Genomic DNA, 19,476 nt, shown 5'->3' with positions numbered 1-19,476 from the left:
TTTTTCTCTGCGGTTTGTCTTTCCGCCAATCAATCTACTGCGGCAGTGCCCAGGTCAGCACGTAATCCCCTGACGGTGTTTCCATGAAGTGGTGGCCGGTGGCGACGATCATCAGATACTCGCGGCCGTTGGCTTCATACACCAGCGGGTTGGCCTGACCGCCGGCCGGCAGCGGCGCGCTCCAGAGCGTTTCACCGCTTTCGATGTCGATGGCTCGAATCAGGTCATCGGTGGCGGCGGCAATGAAGATCAGACCGCCTGCGGTAACGGCCGAGCCGCCGTTGTTGGGCGTGCCGATGTTGATCGGCAGTCCCGATTCGATACCCCAGGGGCCATTGGCGCGTGCGGTGCCCAGCGGACGGTCCCAAAGGGTATTGCCGGAGGCGACATCAACGGCGCGAATATGGCCGTAGGGCGGCTGCTTGCACAGCAGACCGGTGAAGGGCACGCGCCAGCCAGCGTTGACGTTGACGGCGTAGGGCGTGTTGGCCTGCGGGTCCCCTGCCCCTTCGGCGCCGCCGTCGTCACTGGCCATCTCTTCGCGCGGTTTCCAGCCGTACTCGTTGGCCTTCTCGCGCGGCACGAGAATGTTGTAGTTGGGCATGTCGTTGTAGTTGGCGATCAGTACGCCGCGTTCCGGATCGATCGCGATGCTGCCCCAGTCCGAACCGCCGTTGTAGCCGGTATATTCGACCCAGTGCTGATCGGCGGTCGGCGGGGTGTACATGCCCTCGTAGCTGGCGTTCTGAAACTGGATGCGACAGAACATCTGATCAAAGGGCGACATGCCCCACATGTCGCGCTCGGTCAGCTCGGGCTGCTCGAGGGTGTGATAGAGCGAGTATGGCTGGGTTTTTGCGCGCTGCTCGGGCTCGACGCCGCCCTGCGGCACCGGACGCTCCTCGGCGCCACCGCCGAGCAGTTCGCCGCTGCGCCGATCAAAGACGTAAATACCGCCCTGCTTGGTCGGCATGACCACGGCCGGCACCCGACCATTGTCGGTAGGAAAGTCGATCAGCGTGGGCTGGGAGCCGGGGTCGTAGTCCCAGACATCCTTGTGGGCGGTCTGAAACTTCCACTTCGGCAGCCCGGTGGTGACATCGAGTGCCACCAGTGAGCTGGCCCATTCATTCTCGGCCGGCGTGCGCGAGCTGCTCCAGTAGTCCGCGGCCGAGTTGGCCATCGGCAGATAGACCAGCCCCAGCTGGTTGTCGCCCACGGCCGTGGTCCACATGTTGGGCGAGCCACGCACGTAGGTCTCGTCACCGCTGAGCGGCTCGCTCTGATCCGGCCGCCCGGCATCCCAGGCCCACTGGAGTTCGCCAGTCACGGCGTCATAGCCCTTGATCACGCCGGAGGGCGGATAGCGGCGCTGACCATCCAGCACCTGGTGGCCGGTGACCAGCACGCCATCAACAATCACCGGCGCCGAGTTGATGGAGACATAGCCCGGCGGCGTCTCACCCATGTTCTGCTTGATATCGACCTGGCCGTTGTCGCCGAAATCGGTACAGGGTTGGCCGGTCTCGGCATCCACGGCAATGATGCGACCGTCCAGCGTGCCCGAGAAGATGCGTGTGCGGCACTGCTGCGCGCCGTCACCTGACGAGGCGGCGACAACGCTTTCGGCACCGTCATCAGGACTTGCAGCACTGTCATCGACCGCAGCTGCTGCGGGATTCGTGTCGTCACCATCATCCTGCGCCGGGGTGTTCTCCGGCACCTGATAGTAGGTCACGCCGCGGCAGGCGGCGGTGTAGGGAATGGCGTCCTCGGAGACCTGCGGGTCATGGCGCCAGCGCTCCTCGCCGGTGGCGGCGTCCAGCGAAATCAGGATATTGCGCGAGGTGCATAGATAGACGCTGTTGCCGATTTTCAGCGGCGTGGTCTCGGCGCCCCACCGATGATCGAGCAGGTCCCCGGTGCGATAGGTCCAGGCAGGCTCAAGCTTGCCCACGTTGTCGGGCGTGATCTGATCCAGCGAGGTATAGCGGGTGGCGGCGTTGTCACCACCGTAGGCCGCCCAGTCGCCGCGGGCAGGCTGGTCTGCCGGCTGGGTATTGCCGGTATCCGTGGCCAGCGACGCCGACTGCGGGCCGGGCACCTCACCGGAGTGCGAGAAATTGTGTGGCAAAAAGGCCAGTGCCCCGGCGCCGGCCAGTACCAGCGCCAGCCCGCCGGCGGTGAAAAACGAGGCGCGACGTGACGCACTGTCCGACGTTTTGTACGCCACCAGCGCGACCAGAATGGCAAGGATCAGTACCACATCCATGCGCGGAATCCAGCGCCAGTAATCAAGCCCCGACTCCCAGGCCGCCCAGACCAGCGAGGCGATAAAGACCGCGGCGTAGAGCAGCACCCCGGCGCGGCGCTGCATGATCAAAAGTCCTCCGGACAGCAGCATGCCGATGCCGGCCAGCAGGTAATACCAGGAGCCGCCGACAAGCGCCAGCCAGGCACCCCCCACCGTCATGGCAAGGCCCACCAGCGCCACCAGCGCCCCGACCAGTAACAACGCAATATCGCGCCGTCGTTCGTTCCCTGAAGATGTGCCCATGTCGCTCTCCCTTGCAGTTGTCATTATTCGGGCGTGCTTGTTTATGGCTTAACGGCTCACCCGTCATGTCAGCCTGACCATGTTTCTAATAAAAGGAAATGAGATCAAGGTGCAGGGTTTCGCCACGGCGATCGCGGGCGCGCTTCAGGTTTTGACCAAAAAGCCCGGCCTTGGCCGGGCTTTTTGAGTGCTGACAGGCGGTTCGGTTGACGTCTCAGCTGAAGGCATCAAGCGCCAGATACGCGCCGTCCTGGTCCTGAATGTCCTTTCCCAGCGCGTTTACTTCCTCGCTCACGGCCTGAAAGTGTGGCCGCGCGGCCAGACTTTTCAGCCATGCCGTCACCTGTGGGTAGCCGTCAAAGCGGTAGCCGGCTGCGTAAATCTGGTAGAGCTCGCAGCCCATGACGAGATCGGCCATCGTAGGGTGCTCATCGCCCAACAGCGTCGGCGGTTGCGCGGCGTTGTGCTGGCGCTTGAAGTGTTGCTCCAGCGTGGCCAGTCCCGGTTTGAGCCCTTCCTGCAGTGGCTTTAATAGCGTGGCCTGAATCTCGCGCTTGAGCATTGGCAGGGTCAGGTGCAGGTTCATGATGTGGTGAAACATGTCGAAAGCGGCGCACGTTGGCGTGGTACCAGGCGAGCCACTGATCGATCCGGGCGCTGCGGGGGAGGTCCTGCTCTCCCGGATACCAGCGCCGGGCAGCGTCCTGATACGTGGCCGTGCGACACAGATACAGCATGATCGCCTGGCTTTCAGCCAGATGGAGCGTCTCTTGCTGGCGGTCGACCACCAGCGCCGGCACGGTCTGAAAGGCATTAATGGCGGCATAGGCCTCGGTGCGCGTCTCGCCATCGGCAAAGTCGACCTCATGGAAGGTGTACTCGATGCCTAGTTCGCGCGCGAGCACTTCCACGGCGCGCGAGGGTTGAGAAAGGCGATGGGCGTAGAGGGTCGTGGACATGGTGGAATCCTTGCAGCGAATGAGGGCGTGCCATCGAGGGCCGTCAGGGCATCGCCTTACAGAAGGCGTCGTTTTACGGAAGGCATCGTCTTGAAGAGAGCGTTCTCTTGAAGAGGACGTTGTCTTACAGATAAAGCCGGCTGACCAGCTCGGTGCGGTTGGTGACCCCCAGCTTGCGGTAGAGATGATCCAGGTGGGTCTTGACCGTGGAGGGCGCAATGCCGAGCTCGCGGGCCATGGACTTGTTGCTCAGGCCGTGACGGATCAATTCGGCCAGCTGGGTCTCTCTGGCGGTCAGAGCCGGTGGTGATAGCGTCTCTTCGGCGTGCTGCAGGGTGGGCGGTCGCTGATCGACGGCCAGCTGCATCATCTCCTGCAGGGACTGAAGCGTTGCCATCTCGGCGCGGGTGAAACGCCCGTGTTCGGAGCGGCGCAGCAGGGAGAGTCCGAGCACGGGGCGACCCCGGGCATGAAAGAGCACCTCGGCGATATCGACCACGTCATGCTGGCGTAAAAAGCCCTGATAGCGCCGGTTGCGGGCTTCCGATTGAAAGGCCAGCCCCTCATCGAGCAACAGCACCTGACGGCCGGTCTGCAGGCAGTGCCCGGGTTGCAGGGGGTCAAGATGGCGATAGCGCTCGAGATAGAGCGCATGGATCGAGCGAGCATCTCCTGCGAGCTGAAAGTCGCGGGCGCTCAGGGTCTCGTCGATGGTATAGAACGCCGCCAGCGATGCCGGAACGGCGCGGGTAAAGGCGCGCAGACAGGGGGTTCCCAGAACCTGGACATGAGACATGACGGGCCGACTCCGTGTCGAGCAATGTCGACAACATAGCGAGCCGGCCATGGGCGGGCAACGAGAATCTGTGGCCAATGGTCCAATACGCTCTTACTCGAGGGCGGTCACACTTTCCGGCAGCAGTGCCCCGCCATCGACGATGATGGTCTGGCCGGTGATGTATCGGGCCAGATCGGAGCCCAGAAACAGCATGGCGTTGGCAATGTCTTCCGGCGCGCCCAGACGCCCCAGCGGGATGCCGCGCTCCAGACTCTGGCTGTGCTCGTCATCGCCGAGATTGTCCATCGCGGGCGTTCGGATCATGCCCGGCTCGACGCCGTTGATGCGGATGTTGGAACCGCCCATTTCAAGCGCTGTATTGCGGATAAAGCCATTCACGGCGGCCTTGGAGGCGGCGTAGTGGGTCAGGCCCGGATAGGCGACCCGGTTACCGGTGACCGAGGAGGTGCACAGGATCACGCCGCTGCCCTTTTGTTTGAAATACGGCAGCAGGGCCTGGGTCATCCAGAACAGCGACTGCACGTTGACGGCAAAGGTGCGCTCGATCCGTTCGCGGGTGAGTTCCTCGAACGGTGTCAGCGGGAAGTAGCCGGCGTTGTGCACCAGAACGTCGATCGGGTCGCTGCCTTCGATCATGGCGCGGGTGGCGGCCTCATCGGACAGATCCACGGTGTGGGCCTGAACCTGATGCCCGGCGGCCGTGAGCTTCTCGGCCACGGCGCGGGCCTGGTCTTCGTTGATGTCGGCCAGCGTCACGCGGGCACCGGCCTGGGCAAAGCGGGTCACGATGGCTTCCCCAATGCCCTGGGCACCGCCGGTGACCAGCACGTGCTGACCGCTGTAATCGATGCTGATACTCATGAGCCAACTCCTGTCATGAAAGGAAAAAAGGTCGGGCGACCCACGGCCCGACCGAACGACACGGGTCAGACGCCTGGCGAGAGGGCCTCGAAGGCCAGCGTTGGCATATCAACGATATGCGAGCCACCGTCGGCCATGATCATGGCGCCGGTAATAATGGCGGAAGCCGGGCCGATCAAAAAGGCGCAGACCTCGGCGATCTCGTGGGCACTGGCCGCCCGGCGCAGCGGGACGTGACGCGTCACGCGGGCGTAGGCGTCATCAAGAGACTCCTGATAGTGCGCCATCAGCGGCTGCATCTCTTCGTCGGCCATCGGCGTTCGAATCCAGCCCGGGCAGACGCAGTTGACCCGCACCCCGTGCTGGCCGTAATCACGGGCCAGCGAGCGGGTCAGACCGACAAGCGCATGCTTGGCCGTGGTGTAGCCACAGATGTCACCGCCGGCCTGAAACGAGGCCAGCGACCCCAGCAGCACCAGGGTGCCCCTTTGTTCGATCAGATGCGGCAGGCAGGCGCGGGCGCTGTAGAAGGCCGTATCCAGATTCAGCCGCATCGCCTGCTGCCAGTCCTGCTCCGACATGTCGGTGGCCGCGCCCAGATCATGACCGCCGGCGCTGCAGATCAGGCTATCGATGCGCCCGAAGGTCTCCAGAATGCGCTCGCAAAACCCCGTCCATTCGGTGGCGCTGGCGGCGTCGCCGGCCAGCACCAGCCCGCCGATCTCCTCGGCCAGTGCTTCAAGCGGCGCCGGGCGCCGGCCAATCAGGACCACGTTGTGGCCCAGGGCGGCCTGCTGGCGAGCACAGGCTTCCCCTACGCCGGTGCCGGCACCGGTAATGACGATGGTTCTGGTCTCAGCGCTCATCGAGGTACTCCGTCTCGTTCAGACGGTGACAAAAGGAGGCGACCGGGAAATTGGCCAGTGGTGCCTCTTCGGTGTCGCCCACGCCGAAGATCTTGCCGTCGCTGCGGTGGTTCTGCTCATCGATCATGACGATGCCCAGCGTTGGCACGATCTTTTCACGCCAGATGAACAGATAAAGCTCGTCGGTGATCCTGTAGTAGTGACAGGCGTCGGTATCGCACAGGTTCTTTTCCACCCCCTTGAGGCAGTGCCAGGTGTAGAAATGCTCGTTGAGATAGACGTGCTCATACATCTCGGTCGGGCTGTAGCGATAGAGATTGCGCACGCCGATCAGTTCATCGGTCAGCGCATGTGGGCAGGCGCCGTCGCTGAAGGGCCGGTTCAGGGTGCCGTGGCTGATCTCGGCCCTGACGTCGGTCAGCGCTCGGCCGCCGAGGGCGCGCTCGTAGAGACCTGTCTTGATGACATCGAAGGTGGGCAGAGTGCCGGTGACCTGGGTATAGCTGTCGCTCAGCGTATCCAGCACCACGGTGAATGAGGTGGTCGGCCGGGTCTGTTCGTCCAGCCAGTCGAGCAGATAGACCCCCTGACGCAGTGAGGTGACGCGTGCCTTGACCGCTTCGCCGCCGTCGATGCGCAGCCGGTCATGCTCGATGTCGAGACGGCGGACGTTGCCGCTGGCGTCGTGCAGCTCAAGCGTCCTGCCGCCGAGATCGACCGAGTGATCCAGTGCGTAGGAATCGGTCTCGAAGCCCTTTTCAAGGCCGGTCACCGAGATCCAGTCCGTGGGGGAATTGGCGGTTGTCATGGAACAACTCCTGATCATCGTGAAAGGGGGAACGCTTTCATCCTTGCTTGCCGGTGACCACGGGCGCTATCCCCCGAATGGGGGAGTTCAGCGCGCCTTTGGTGGGCAAGGCAGGGAAAGGAAAATTTCTGGCAGGAGAAAACAAGAATGCCGCGCCCGGCAGGCGCAGATTGGATGATGGGGCCTGAATGCCATCGCGGATGTCAGGCCACAGGATCAGCCAACAATAATGTCGAATGCGCGCCGCGGAGGTGATGGATCATGCTTGAGACCACGAAAACGGTGCCCATGCCGTCTGCCGGCAAATCGCTCCGGCAGGGCATCGGCTTCAAGACCATGATTGCGATCTGTGTGGGGACCGTGGTGGTACAGGGTGCCATGGTGTCGGCACTGGTGGGGTTCGGACTCGGGGGCCTGAGCTTTCTGGCCGCGATGCTGGTAGCGGCCCTGCTGGCGCTGTGTAACGCCATGACCTTCTCGGAACTTTCGTTGATGTATCCGCAGTCGGGGACGCTGGCCACCTATACCCAGAAGGCCATCGGCCATTTCCCGGCCATCGTGTCGGTGTTTGCCGGCTACGTGGTGGTGGCCATCTTCGCGATTCCTGCCGAATTCCTGCTGGTGGATGCCCTGCTGCAGGCGCTGTTTCCCGCAATGCTGCCATCGCATCTGGTGCCGATTCTGCTGCTGGTGATCCTTGCGGTACTCAACATCCTGGGCACGGATGTCTTCGCAAAGCTTCAGAACGTGTTCACCTTTGCCATGATTGCCGCCATTTTGCTGGTGGGGGCCACGGCGCTGATTGAGTCGCCGTCGCCGGAGGTGGCGCAGGCGGCCGTCGGTATGGGCTGGGGTCTGGGGGGCATTGCCGATGGCAGCTTTATCGGCCTGGTCGCGCTGGCCATGTGGATGTTTGTGGGGTGCGAGTTTGTCTGCCCGATGATCAATGACGTTCGCCAGCCCGAAAAGCGCATTCCCCGTGCCATGTTTTTGTCGCTGGGCATTGTTTTTGTACTGTTCACGATCTTCTGTCTCGGTGCGGGCCATTACCTCTCGACTGAGACCCTGACCACCTCGCCGCTGCCGTATCTCGATCTGGTCAATGGCGTCTTCGGCAAGGTGGGGCTGATCATTGCGACCGTGATGGGGATTACCGCGACCTGCAGTACGGTCAACACGGTGCTGGCCGCCGTACCGCGCATGCTCTCCGGCATGGCCGATAACGGCCAGGCCTTCAAAGTCATGGGCAAAATGCACCCGCGCTATAACACCCCCTGGGTCGGCATTGTCTTTCTGGCGGTGGGGGTCACCATTCCCTTTTTGCTGATCAGGCCCGATCAGATTATCTCACTGGTGATCGCTGCGGCCACCAGCTGGCTGCTGGCCTATATCGTGGCGCACATTGACGTGATCGTGTTGCGCCGGCGACGTCCCGAGCAGCGCCGTCCGTATCGCACTCCCTTCTATCCGGTGCCGCAGATCGTGGGCATTGCCGGCATGGCCTACGTGGCCGCCAATGCCGCCCCCTCTCCTGAAATGACGACGACAATCTATACGCTGCTGGGTGTGGTGCTGGGCATCGTCAGCCTGATCGCCATCGTCTGGGTCAAGTTCAGGATGAAAAAGGGCCTGTTTGAGCCGGATTCAAGCCACTAGCACCGCGTGGATCGACCGGGTGCCCTTCCTTCGGGCACTCGGCTGTGCCGAAACAGGCCGGGGCAGGGAAAGAAAAATTTCTGGCACGAGCAAACAAGAACGGCGTGTTCATCGGGCGCAGATTGGCGTCTCTGGATGGGATGCCCGCGTCGGTGTCCGCCAGCCGTCGGTATCCGCCAACCGTCGGTATTCGCCAACAACCGTGCCGGATGTATTTCGCAGAGGTTCTCTGATTATGCTCGACATCATGAAGGCAAGATCAATGCCAGTGGCCATCGCTCCGGTCCGACAGGCCATTGGCTTTAAAACCATGATCGCGATCTGTGTGGGCTGCGTGGTCGTTCAGGGGGCCATGGCGTCCGCGCTGATGGGCTTTGGTCTCGGAGGCGTGAGCTTTCTGGCCGCCATGCTGGTGGCGGCCTTTTTTGCCCTGTGCAACGCCATGAGCTTTTCGGAACTCTCGTTGATGTATCCGCAGGCCGGAACGCTGGCCACCTATACCCAGAAGGCGATCGGCCATTTCCCGGCGATCGTCTCGGTCTTTTCAGGCTATGTCGTGGTGGCGATGTTCGGATTGTCCGCTGAGCTTTTGCTGGTGGATGCCCTGCTGCAGACGCTGTTTCCTTCAATGTTGCCGCCGCATCTGGTGCCGCTGCTGTTACTGGCAGGACTGGCCATGCTCAACATGCTGGGCACGGATGTGTTTGCACGGCTTCAGAACGTGTTCACCTTTGCCATGATTGCCGCGATTTTGCTGGTCGGCGCCACGGCGCTGATTCAGTCGCCCTCGCCGGAGGTGGTCCGAACGGCCGCCGGCATCAATTGGGGCATCGGGGGCATCGTCGATGGCAGTTTTATCGGTCTGGTGGCGCTGGCCATGTGGATGTTTGTCGGCTGCGAGTTCATCTGTCCGATGATCAATGACATCCGTCAGCCGGAAAAGCGCATCCCGCGGGCCATGTTTTTGTCGCTGGGCATCATCCTGGTCCTGTTTACGCTGTTTTGCCTCGGGGCGGGCCGCTATCTCTCCAGCGGGACGCTGACCACCTCGCCCCTGCCGTATCTTGATCTGGTCGATGGCGTGTTCGGCAAGGCCGGGCTGATCCTTGCCACCGTGATGGGACTGACCGCGACCTGCAGCACGGTCAACACGGTACTGGCCTCGGTGCCGCGCATGCTGTCGGGCATGGCCGATAACGGCCAGGCCTTCAAAATCATGGGCAGGATGCATTCGCGCTTTAACACCCCCTGGGTCGGTATCCTGTTTCTGGCCCTGATCGTTGCGATCCCCTTTCTGCTGGTCAAGCCGGACCACATCGTCATCCTGCTGGTGGGCGCCTCGACGAGCTGGCTGCTCGCCTACATCGTGGCGCACATTGATGTCATCGTGCTGCGCCGGCGGCGTCCCGAGCATCGCCGCCCCTACCGCACGCCGTTTTATCCGGTGCCCCAGGTGCTGGGCATCCTTGGCATGGCCTATGTGGCGGCCAACGCCTCGCCCTCGCCCGACATGACCCCCATGGTGTATACGCTGCTGGGCGTGGTGCTGGGGATGGTCAGCCTGATCGCCTTCGTGTGGGTCAAATTCAAAATGAAAAGGGGCCTGTTCGAGCCGGACATGGACGAATAGACGCAAGGCCGTATCGCCTGCAGCAGAGAACGGGGCGCTTTTATACGGCGCCCCTTTTTTTTGCAGATGTTGCAGGTATTGCAGATGCTGAGGGTGTTGCAGGATTTCAGGGCGCGTTTCAGGCGGCGTCGATCACCATGTCGGCGGCCTTTTCTGCCACGGCAATGGTCGGGGCGTTGGTGTTGCCGCCGGGCAGGGTCGGGAAGACCGAGCAGTCGATGACGCGCAGCCCGTCAACGCCATGGACCTTCAGCTCGGGGTCGACCACCGAGTGTCTGGCATCTGCGCCCATGCGGCAGGTGCCGACCGGGTGATAGGTGGTCTTGCAGTACTGGCGGATAAAGGTTTCAAGCGCCTGCTGATTGTCCGCCATGCTCTGCGCCATCAGATAGCGCGCCTCGGGCGGAGAAAAGACGTCGTCGATCACGGTTGAGAGCGCCGGCGTATCAAGCAGCGCAAGCCCCGCACGCAGCGAGCGCACCTGATGCTCAACATCCACAGGGGCCTCGAGAAAGCGGGCGTCGATGGCCGCCGTTTTTGAACCACTAGGGCCTGTGAGGCGAACGTTGCCCCGCGAGACCGGACGCAGATGGCCGACCTTCAGCGTCAGGCCGTGGGTGCGCCCCAGGCCGATACCGTTGGGATCGTCCCAGGTATCCAGCACCGGCATGAAGTGGATCTGGGTGTCGGCGCGTCCTTCTCCGGTGGTATCCAGAAAGGCGCCGCCTTCCAGCACGTTGGAGGTCATGAGACCGCGGCGATGCAGGAGCCACTCGGCGCCGTGGCGCAGGGCCCGAAAACCGGCATCTTCACCGTACAGGGAGGTCGGGTCCTTGAGGGTGGCATTGATCGACAGGTGCAGGTGGTCCTGCAGGTTGTCCCCGACCGGCAGATCATGCAGGCACGTGATGCCCTGGTCACCGAGGTGGTCGCGGTGGCCGATGCCGGAGTTCATCAAGATCTTCGGGCTGCCGATCGCGCCGGCGCTGACGATGACCTCGCGGCGGGCATGCAGGGTCATCGCCCCCTTTTTGGCATGGCGGGCCTGGATGCCCGTGGCCCGACCGCCTTCAATGATGACCCGCTCAACTTCGGTGTCGGACAGAATCGTCAGACGAGGGTGATCGCGCACCTCGCTCAGATAGGCCTTCGAGGTGCTGTAGCGTTCGCCGTTGAAGGTGGTGGTCTGGTAGTAGCCCACGCCTTCACGGGTGTTGTCGTTGAAATCATTGACGTAGGGCAGCCCGCGCTCCTGACCCGCGCGCACGAACGTCTGGGTCAGCGGATGGCGGTAGCGATTTTCGCTGACCTTCAGCGGGCCGTCATTGCCATGCAGGGGGCCGGCCAGCGATTCATTGCCCTCGCTTTTGATGAAATACGGCAACAGCGCCCTGTAGTTCCAGCCGGGGCAGCCGTGGTCGTTTTCCCAGCCGTCATAGTCGCTGCAATGGCCGCGGATATAGATCATGCCATTGACCGAGCTGCTGCCGCCGATCAGGCGTCCCTGGGCGATCGACATGGCGCGGTGGTGGGTCGCGGCGTGCGGAGTGGTCATGTAGGGCCAGGTACGGGTCGGAATGACCTTGCCGACCGCCGCGGGCATTCGAATCAGAAGCCCGGCATCCGAGCCGCCGGCCTCGATCAGAAGGACCGATGCCTTGAGGGCCTGAATCAGGCGATAAGCGACGACGCAGCCGGCCGAGCCGGCACCGATGATGATGTAATCGTAGTGATCCTGCATGTGATCTCCCTGACACATGACGATGCGCGTGGCGCGACAGGATCAGATTAAGAATCGGGCGGGTGGCTCAATTGACCGGCCATGACAGTTATTTGACCGTGACTGCCATGGGCCTGAAAGCCCCACTGCATCAGGGGTATGCAGGACATTCTTTGGTATGAGACGGCGCCGTCGGGGCGCGTCGGAGGGTCGCCAGGGCGTCAGTGCTGATCGTCAGTGTCCAGATTCTGGACTTCCTCGAGCAGGCCCATCAGGGTGCGGTATTTCTCCGGGCCGAGACGCTGCTGGATCTTTTGATACTGGCGCATCATTTCATCCTTCATGCCCTCAAAGAGCTCGTTGCCCTTCGGGGTCAGGGTCACGCACAGGCGCCGCTGGTCAGTTTCGGGCTTCCAGCGCCGCACCAGTCCGCTCTGTTCAAGGCGCACCAGTACGCCGGTCAGACTGGGGCGCAGAATGCAGGCCCGCTCGGCCAGCTGATAGCTTTCAAGGGTTTGCGCCTCGGCCTGCCACAGCATGCGAATGACGCGCCACTGCTGCTCGGTGATGTTGTTGCGATTGAGGTGTGGCCGGAAAAAATCCATGGCGGATTCACGAGCCTGAAGCAGTGCCAGAGTCAGGGAGGGGGTTGGGCGCGCCATGTTCTGCCTTTTCAAGGGGTCGCCTGAAACGATCCGGTGGTGGTGATCAAGAAAATGTGCCGCTCGTCCGATAGAACCGGACGGGTTGCCAGACCTGCCGCGTCCTCCTCAAAAGAGGAAGGATAAAAGCGGTCTTTCGCGGGAGGGCCTGACGATATCACACTCGCCCGGTCCGGCCATACGCCCGGCGTCTGCGCATTCCGGCGCCAGACAGTGCGGTGTGCCGATCCGCAGGCATGGCCTAACGTTGCATCGGCAGGGGTGCGGATTCGCGCTAGATTGGCGGTGGCGAGGGAGCGCCTGACTATCACGGAAATCGATACCGATCGTGGAACGAGGATGAGGTCATGGCCGTTCAAAAGGAAGATCGACGCTCGCCGCTGGTGCTGTCCGGGCTGTCCTGTCATCACACCCGCAGCATCCAGCAGCATGTCGAGCACTACCAGGGCTGGGACCTGCAGCTCATGCAGCTTTCCCAGGGGCGCTTTGAAGGCCGGGTGACGCACTTTGAGCTGGAAGGGTTGCACCTGGTACGCGATCACAGCAGTCAGGCCCTGCTCAAGGGGGGCGGGCTGGACAGCGCCACGGTCGGCTTCAGCTTTCCGCTTTCAAGACCCGATGATCCGCTGATCTGCCAGGGGCGGCGCTATGCCCATGCCGGCGTGCTGGCCGTCATGGGCGGGGATCTGCCGGAAGTCCGGGTGGCGGCCAATCTGGATCTGCTCTCCTTGAGCCTCGACTATCAGAAACTGGCAATCCTGTCCGGGGAGACGCGGGAAATCATGGACAGCCTGCGGGCCGGGCCGGGCTATCTGCCGGCGGCCTCGGGCTATCAGGCGCTGACGCTGCTGTTTGATCTGGCCTGTCAGTGGCTGACGCTGCGCCCCGAGCTGGTGTGCCGCTCTGCACTGCGTGATGCCTTTCTGGGCCATGTCCTTGATATCGTGGAGCGCGGGCCGGTGGAGCGGGTGACACCATCGGTGCGAAAGCGCGTGGTGGACCGCGCCCGGGAGGTCATCGATGCCCAGGACGGTGAGCCCATCGCCATCCCTTCCGTCTGCCATCGCATCGGCGTCAGCCGGCGCAAGCTGCAGTACTGCTTCCAGGAATATCTGGGCATCAGCCCGGCCAGCTATGTACGGCTGGCGCGTCTCAATGCCATTCATCGCACGCTGGCCCGGGGAGACACGCTGCGGGTGCAGGATGAAGCCGTGCGCTGGGGCTTTTTCCATCTCGGCCATTTTGCGCTGGAGTATCGCCGCCTGTTTGGTGAGCGGCCCTCGGAGACGCTCCAGCGCGGCCGACAAAATCCTGCCGAATCCGGATAACGTCGCTCATTCGTGGCGGCATAAGCTGGTGCACCACACTGTGATGACAAGGTGCATAATGAAAAAAATAGTCCCTGTCTGTCTCGCGCTGGCTGGTATGGCCTGCGCTGCTTCATCCTCCGCCACCGAAGGCGGTGCCCCCACCACCCCCATGGGCGCCTATGAATTCGGTTCCGGCTTTCTGCCACCCACCACCCCGAACGGTACGATCGGCCTGCGCACGGCCTATTACACCACCGATGACCTGCGCACCAGCGGCGGCAAGCGCTCCCCCAATGACTTCTCTCTCGACGTGCTCTCGGTCGGTGTCGCCTATATCCGCATGACGGACCAGACGCTGTTCGGCGCGCGCTATGGCTTCGGCGGCGTGTTGCCCTTTTTCGACATGAGGGCCTCACTGGACGTCAAGGCCGGCGGGCAGACCGTGTTTCAGGACGACGCCCACGTGCTGGCCCAGGCCGATGCCCAGGTCATACCGATCATGCTGGGATGGCAGCCTGCGCCGAACATGGGCATCAGCGCGCAGTTCCAGATTCAGGCCCCCACCGGGGAGTATGAGCAGGACCGCCTGATCAACCCCGGGGTCAATCACTGGACCTTCTCGCCCATTGTGGGCTTTACCTACGTCACCGACGGCGGTCTGGAGTTCTCGACCCTGTCCCAGCTCGATTTCAACACCCGCAATACCGACACCGACTACCGCAGTGGCGTGGAGTATCGCAACGAGTTCGCCATAGGCCAGCACGTCGATGCCTGGACGCTCGGGCTGGGCGGGTATTACTACGACCAGCTCAGTGACGACAAGAGCCCCAATCTGGTGTCGGAGGACGGCAATCAGGCCCGCGTCTGGGCAGCCGGTCCGGCCATCAGCTTCCTCTCGCCCGGTCTGCCGGCCGTCTGGTTCCACGTCTACAAGGAATTTGACGCCGAGAACCGCACCGAAGGCTATAACGCGGCCGTGCGCGTCGCCTACAGCTTCTAGGAGGCATCATGACAACGACACCTGTACATCGTCAGGCCGGCGCGCGTGAGGGCGCCATCCTGCTGTTGGGCAGCAGTCTGACCATTGTGGGGTCGGTCATGGTGGCGCCGGTACTGCCGCGCATGATCGAGGCCTTTGCGCCGACAAACCCGCAGGCGCCGCTGTGGGTGCCGCTGGCGATTACCGGCCCGGCGCTGGCGATCGCCCTGTTTGCACCGCTGGCCGGATGGCTGGCCGATCGCTTCGGCCGCAAGCGCATGCTGATGGTGGCCACGCTGTGTTACGCCCTGCTGGGCGCCCTGCCGGCGTTGCTGGATGGGCTGACGGCCATCGTGGGCGTGCGGCTGCTCTTCGGGCTGGCCGAGGCCATGGTCATGACCGTGTGTTCAACGCTGATTGCCGATTACTGGCAGGGCGATCAGCGCCTGAAATACGTCAATCGGCAGGTGGTGACCATTGCCCTGGTCGGCTCAGCGTTTTTCGTGATCGGCGGCATGCTAGGCGAGCACTCCTGGCGCTTCCCGTTCTATCTCTATCTGCTCCCCCTGCTGCTGTTGCCGTTCATGTCGCGCATTCTGTGGGAGCCTGTCGTGTCGCGTCCGTCGCTTCAGACCGTGAGTCAGACACCACAACGTCCGCAGAGCCGGGTGAACATGGCGGCCCTGCTGGCCGGGTATCTGCTGGTCGGCATCGGCATGGTGATGAGCTTTGTGGTGCCGGTGCAGGCGCCCGTATTGCTGGTCATGCTGGGGGTGACGTCCACCACCCTGATTGGTCTGGCCACCGGCACCGGGCTTCTGGCCTCGCTGGTCGGTGCCCTGATGTGGCCGCTGGTGCGACGCGCCCTGGGCGTGCGGGGCTGTAATGCGCTGCTGCTGTTGCTGGGCGCGGCTGGTCTGATTGGTCTGGCCCTGGCACAGAGCTATACCACGGTGCTGGTGTCGATCGTGATCCACGGTATTGGCATGGGCATGCTGGTCCCCAACGCCATGGCGCCGGTCATGAACGCCCTGACCCCGACCAACCGCGGGCGGGGCATGGGCTTTTTCACCGCCTTTCTCTATCTGGGGCAGTTCATCAGTCCGCTGGTGATCAGCCTTGCCGCCTCAAAGGCGGGTGGCCTGACCAACGGTATTCTCGCCCTGGCCGGGCTGGTGGCGCTTTATGCCGCCATCTGGGGACTGGGCGCCTTTTTCAGGCGCCGGCCCCTGGCGAACGCTTCTCCCCTGTAGTCCCAGGAGCATCATCATGAGCCATGAACTTCATCATCTGCTGGATTCCCAGGACGGCATTGCGCTGGGCGAGCGCGTCAATGCCGGAGACATTTCCCGCGAGGCGCTGGTCGAGGCCGTTATCGAGCGGCTGGAGCGGGTCGAGCCGAGTATCAATGCCGTGGTGGACCGGCTGTATGACGCGGCCCGCGAGGAAAGCCGTCAGCCGCAGCCCGCCGATCAGCTGTTTGCCGGGGTGCCGACGCTGGTCAAGGATCTCTTCTCGCCGCTCAAGGGCGCACGCATGACCCAGGGCTCGCGGGTTGGCGGTGAGGTCCGGGCCGAGTTTGATGCCGAGGCCGTGGCGCGACTGCGTCGTACCGGCTGTGTCCTGCTGGGCACCAGTACCTCACCGGAATTCGGCACGTCCTACACCACCGAATCCACCCGCCACGGGGCCACCCGCAACCCCTGGGATCTCGAGCGCAGTACGGGTGGGTCCAGCGGTGGGGCTGCGGCGCTGGTAGCCGCCCGGGTCGTGCCCTTTGCCCATGGCAACGACGGCGGCGGTTCGCTGCGGGTGCCGGCGTCGTGCTGTGGGGTCTTCGGCTTCAAGCCGAGCCGCGGACTGATGCCCTCGGGGCCCATGGCCGGCGAAGGCTGGGGCGGCATGGGCACCTCTCACGCCATTACGCGCTCGGTACGCGACAGCGCCGCCCTGCTGGACGCTACCGCCGGCATTGATCTGGGCGCCCCCTACGCGGCCCCGGTCAGCGCGTTCTCCAGTCTGGAGGCCACCCGGCGTGACCCCGGTGCACTGCGCATTGGCATGATCGAGGGGCCCGAGCTGTCGCCGGAGGCGGCAAGGGTGGCCCGCCAGACGGCGGCGCTGTGCGAGTCGCTCGGCCATCGGGTGGAGACGGTCACGCTGCCGCTGGAATGGGACGAGCTGTATCAGCGCTGTTTCGATGTGATCGGTCCCAGCACCCAGGAGCTGCTCGACACGATCGGGCGCATGCGTGGCCAGCCGGTCACGGATGAGGAGATCGAGCCCCGCACGCGGGTCATGTTGCGCGAACGCGGGCACATCGATGCGACCCGCTATGTGTCTGCCATCAACTATATCCACGCGCTGGGTCGCAGGATCGCCACCACCCAGCTGGAATTTGACGTGCTGCTCTCGCCGACGCTGGCGCGCAAGCCGCCGGTGATCGGAACGCTGGACGCCTTTGATGATCGACTCTCGCTTGATGAGATCATCCACGCTTTCCACAGCTACTGCCCGTTTACGGCGCTTTGCAATGCCACCGGTCAGCCGGCCATGTCGGTACCGCTTTTCTGGACCGAGGACGGTCTGCCGCTGGGCAGCCATTTCGCGGGGCGCTTTGGCGAAGAGACGCTTTTGTTCTCGCTGGCAGCGCAGCTGGAGCGCGCCCAGCCCTGGGCCGCGCGTGTGCCGGGGGTGAATGCCTGTTGTCGCTGACTGCGCATCTGCGCCTGACGTTTTGACCATGACACGACACCGGGCAGCGCCCGGTGTCGTCGCCTCTGGTTGACGGCCTCATCGCGACAGGCGAGGGCCGCTCACCGGCAGGCAGCATCAAGCATCCGGCAGGCTCGTCCATGACGTCCCTTCCCATTCGATCAAGCATGCTCTGGTGGGGTGATCCTTCGTGAGAGGCCGACACAACCAGGGGTGGGGAACATGAAAACATGGCTGACGCTGGCGCTTTGCGCCGTGGCGTGTCAAACGGGCAGTGCACAGGCCGCCAGTGACGTGGCCGACCGAGTCTATCAACACGGCAACATCGAAACCCAAAATGACCGGCGCACCCGCGCCGAGGCGATTGCCATCAAGGATGGCGTGTTTCTGGCCGTCGGCAGCGATCAGGCCATCAGTGGCTACATCGGCCCTTCCACCGAGGTGGTGGATTTACAGGGCAAAACGGTCATGCCCGGTCTCATCGATGCCCACGGCCACTATGTGCGCGGGTTCCAGCGTGAGTTGTTCAACTGTGATTTCCCGAGCAACACGCCGGCTTCGGCCATTGCCGACAGGGTCCAGGCCTGTGTGAAAAACGCAAAACCCGGCGAGTGGGTCGTGGGCGGGGCCTGGGCGTCGAGCTATGCCAACACCGGCGGCGTCAACAAGGCGCTGCTGGATGCGGTCTCGCCCGATAATCCGGTCTATCTGCTCGATGACACCGGCCACAACGGCTACGTCAACTCAAAAGCGCTGGCGGCGGCCGGATTCACCAAAGAAAAAGCCCGCGAGATGCCGGCGATTGTCACCGATGACCAGGGCGAGCCTACCGGCATCCTGCAGGAGGACGCCGCCGGCGCGCTGACCCGGATCATTCCGCCGATGAGCGATGAAAAATATCAGGCGGTGGTCAAACACGCCGTCGAGATGGCCAACCGCTACGGCATTACCACTTTTGTCGAGGCACGCACCGACCGACCCACGATCAAGGCCTATCACGACGTGGATGAGCAGACGGGTCTGACCGCGCGGGTGGTTGCCTTTCTTCAATACGACACCGACTTCAATGAGTCCAGAGAGACGCAGCGCGAGACCGTCGCTCAACGACAGCGCTACATGTCCAAAAACGTGGACGCCAACAACGCCAAGTTCTACCTCGACGGCGTGCCGCCGGCGTTTACCGCCGCCCTGTTGAATCCCTACCAGACAGAGGCGCTGCACGAGCATCATCTGCCGGATGATTTTCGCGGCCATCTTCGGATGACGCCGGAGGCGGTGCGAAAGGATGCGATCGCGCTCGACAGGCATGGCATCACTCTGAAGTTTCACGCCGCAGGCGATGCGGCGGTGCGCGAGGCGCTGGATGCCCTGGAGGCCGTGCGCCAGGCCAATCCCGATGGCCATCTGCACCACTCCATCGCCCATGTCGGCATGGCAAGCCCGCAGGATCTGGCCCGCTTCAAGGCGCTTGATGTGACAGCCGACATCGCCCCGCCAATCTGGATAGAGGGTCCCTACAGCGACACCATGACCGAGGTGATCGGCAAGGCGCGCTACGCGCGAACGCCGCCGACGGCCGAGCTTCTAAAGGCCGGCGCCACCATCGCCTATGGCTCGGACTGGCCCTCCATTGCCGCCTCGATCAACCCCTGGCCGTCTCTGGCCTCGATGGTGCACCGCGATATCGGCCCCGAGCAGAGCATCCCGCTGCAGGCCGCGGTCGATACGATGACCCGCGGCGGCGCCTGGTCGGTCAACCAGTCTGCCGAGATCGGCTCGATCGAGCCGGGCAAATCGGCCGACATGATCGTTATCGATCGCGACCCGCTGGCCATCCCGGTCGAGGACATTGCAAAGACTCAGGTGCTGTCGACGGTGTTTCGCGGCAAGACGGTTTATCAACGTGATGAATGACCGACCAGCCCTGTCATGACGATGGCCGCTTGAAAAAATG

Annotated in this window: 16 protein-coding genes; 7 read left to right on the top strand and 9 right to left on the bottom strand. The window is 63.3% G+C overall.

Going from position 1 to position 19,476, the window contains the following annotated elements; all coding sequences use genetic code 11:
* Positions 1-34 precede the first annotated feature (34 nt).
* From ACUN8C_RS16565 to ACUN8C_RS16535, 7 genes are all read right to left on the bottom strand, one after another.
* Complete coding sequence (locus tag ACUN8C_RS16565; protein ID WP_445620258.1) at positions 35-2,557, bottom strand: membrane-bound PQQ-dependent dehydrogenase, glucose/quinate/shikimate family; 2,523 nt, start codon at positions 2,555-2,557, stop codon at positions 35-37.
* Between the two features lie 214 nt (positions 2,558-2,771).
* Positions 2,772-3,104 (bottom strand): glutathione S-transferase C-terminal domain-containing protein, encoded by a 333-nt coding sequence (locus tag ACUN8C_RS16560; RefSeq protein ID WP_445621878.1) that lies wholly within the window; start codon positions 3,102-3,104, stop codon positions 2,772-2,774.
* Positions 2,986-3,516, bottom strand: a complete 531-nt coding sequence (locus tag ACUN8C_RS16555) for a glutathione S-transferase family protein (RefSeq protein ID WP_445620257.1) — start codon at positions 3,514-3,516, stop codon at positions 2,986-2,988. Before ACUN8C_RS16555 ends, ACUN8C_RS16560 begins: the two co-directional genes overlap by 119 nt.
* Before the next feature lie 124 nt (positions 3,517-3,640).
* Positions 3,641-4,312, bottom strand: a complete 672-nt coding sequence (locus ACUN8C_RS16550; protein ID WP_445620256.1) for a response regulator transcription factor — start codon at positions 4,310-4,312, stop codon at positions 3,641-3,643.
* 93 nt (positions 4,313-4,405) lie between these two features.
* Entirely contained in the window at positions 4,406-5,176 is a 771-nt protein-coding gene (locus ACUN8C_RS16545) for an SDR family oxidoreductase (RefSeq protein WP_445620255.1), read from the bottom strand.
* A gap of 65 nt (positions 5,177-5,241) precedes the next feature.
* A complete protein-coding gene (locus tag ACUN8C_RS16540; RefSeq protein WP_445620254.1) occupies positions 5,242-6,042 on the bottom strand; it encodes an SDR family NAD(P)-dependent oxidoreductase in 801 nt (266 codons plus the stop codon).
* Positions 6,032-6,850 (bottom strand): MoaF C-terminal domain-containing protein, encoded by an 819-nt coding sequence (locus ACUN8C_RS16535; RefSeq protein WP_445620253.1) that lies wholly within the window; start codon positions 6,848-6,850, stop codon positions 6,032-6,034. Before ACUN8C_RS16535 ends, ACUN8C_RS16540 begins: the two co-directional genes overlap by 11 nt.
* Positions 6,851-7,111: 261 nt before the next feature.
* On the opposite strand from ACUN8C_RS16535, the gene ACUN8C_RS16530 reads away from it, so the two are divergent.
* Together ACUN8C_RS16530 and ACUN8C_RS16525 are read left to right on the top strand one after the other, a co-directional pair.
* Positions 7,112-8,506 carry an APC family permease gene (locus tag ACUN8C_RS16530; protein ID WP_445620252.1) on the top strand — a complete coding sequence of 465 codons (1,395 nt, stop codon included), beginning with the start codon at positions 7,112-7,114 and terminating at the stop codon, positions 8,504-8,506.
* Between the two features lie 262 nt (positions 8,507-8,768).
* Positions 8,769-10,136 carry an APC family permease gene (locus ACUN8C_RS16525; RefSeq protein WP_445620251.1) on the top strand — a complete coding sequence of 456 codons (1,368 nt, stop codon included), beginning with the start codon at positions 8,769-8,771 and terminating at the stop codon, positions 10,134-10,136.
* Between the two features lie 118 nt (positions 10,137-10,254).
* On the opposite strand, the gene ACUN8C_RS16520 is transcribed toward ACUN8C_RS16525, so the two are convergent.
* Together ACUN8C_RS16520 and hpaR are read right to left on the bottom strand one after the other, a co-directional pair.
* The gene (locus ACUN8C_RS16520; protein WP_445620250.1) at positions 10,255-11,877 is read right to left on the bottom strand and encodes a GMC family oxidoreductase; all 1,623 of its coding nucleotides are present in this window, start codon (positions 11,875-11,877) and stop codon (positions 10,255-10,257) included.
* 200 nt (positions 11,878-12,077) lie between these two features.
* Positions 12,078-12,518: a homoprotocatechuate degradation operon regulator HpaR gene (gene hpaR / locus ACUN8C_RS16515; RefSeq protein ID WP_445620249.1), complete on the bottom strand. Its 441-nt coding sequence runs from the start codon at positions 12,516-12,518 to the stop codon at positions 12,078-12,080.
* A 347-nt stretch (positions 12,519-12,865) separates the two neighbouring features.
* On the opposite strand from hpaR, the gene ACUN8C_RS16510 reads away from it, so the two are divergent.
* The 5 genes from ACUN8C_RS16510 (at position 12,866) to ACUN8C_RS16490 (ending at position 19,436) form a co-directional block, all read left to right on the top strand.
* Positions 12,866-13,846, top strand: a complete 981-nt coding sequence (locus ACUN8C_RS16510; protein WP_445620248.1) for a helix-turn-helix domain-containing protein — start codon at positions 12,866-12,868, stop codon at positions 13,844-13,846.
* 58 nt (positions 13,847-13,904) lie between these two features.
* The gene (locus ACUN8C_RS16505) at positions 13,905-14,828 is read left to right on the top strand and encodes a SphA family protein (protein WP_445620247.1); all 924 of its coding nucleotides are present in this window, start codon (positions 13,905-13,907) and stop codon (positions 14,826-14,828) included.
* A gap of 8 nt (positions 14,829-14,836) precedes the next feature.
* Positions 14,837-16,060 (top strand): MFS transporter, encoded by a 1,224-nt coding sequence (locus ACUN8C_RS16500; protein ID WP_445620246.1) that lies wholly within the window; start codon positions 14,837-14,839, stop codon positions 16,058-16,060.
* A gap of 16 nt (positions 16,061-16,076) precedes the next feature.
* On the top strand, positions 16,077-17,522 hold the full coding sequence (locus ACUN8C_RS16495; RefSeq protein ID WP_445620245.1) for an amidase: 1,446 nt from the start codon (positions 16,077-16,079) through the stop codon (positions 17,520-17,522).
* Between the two features lie 222 nt (positions 17,523-17,744).
* Positions 17,745-19,436 carry an amidohydrolase gene (locus ACUN8C_RS16490; protein WP_445620244.1) on the top strand — a complete coding sequence of 564 codons (1,692 nt, stop codon included), beginning with the start codon at positions 17,745-17,747 and terminating at the stop codon, positions 19,434-19,436.
* Positions 19,437-19,476: the final 40 nt, after the last annotated feature.

It is taken from the genome of Kushneria sp. Sum13 (assembly GCF_052692355.1).
The sequence above is the reverse complement of the archived record's forward strand: the minus strand, read 5'-3'. Positions and strand labels throughout refer to the sequence as shown.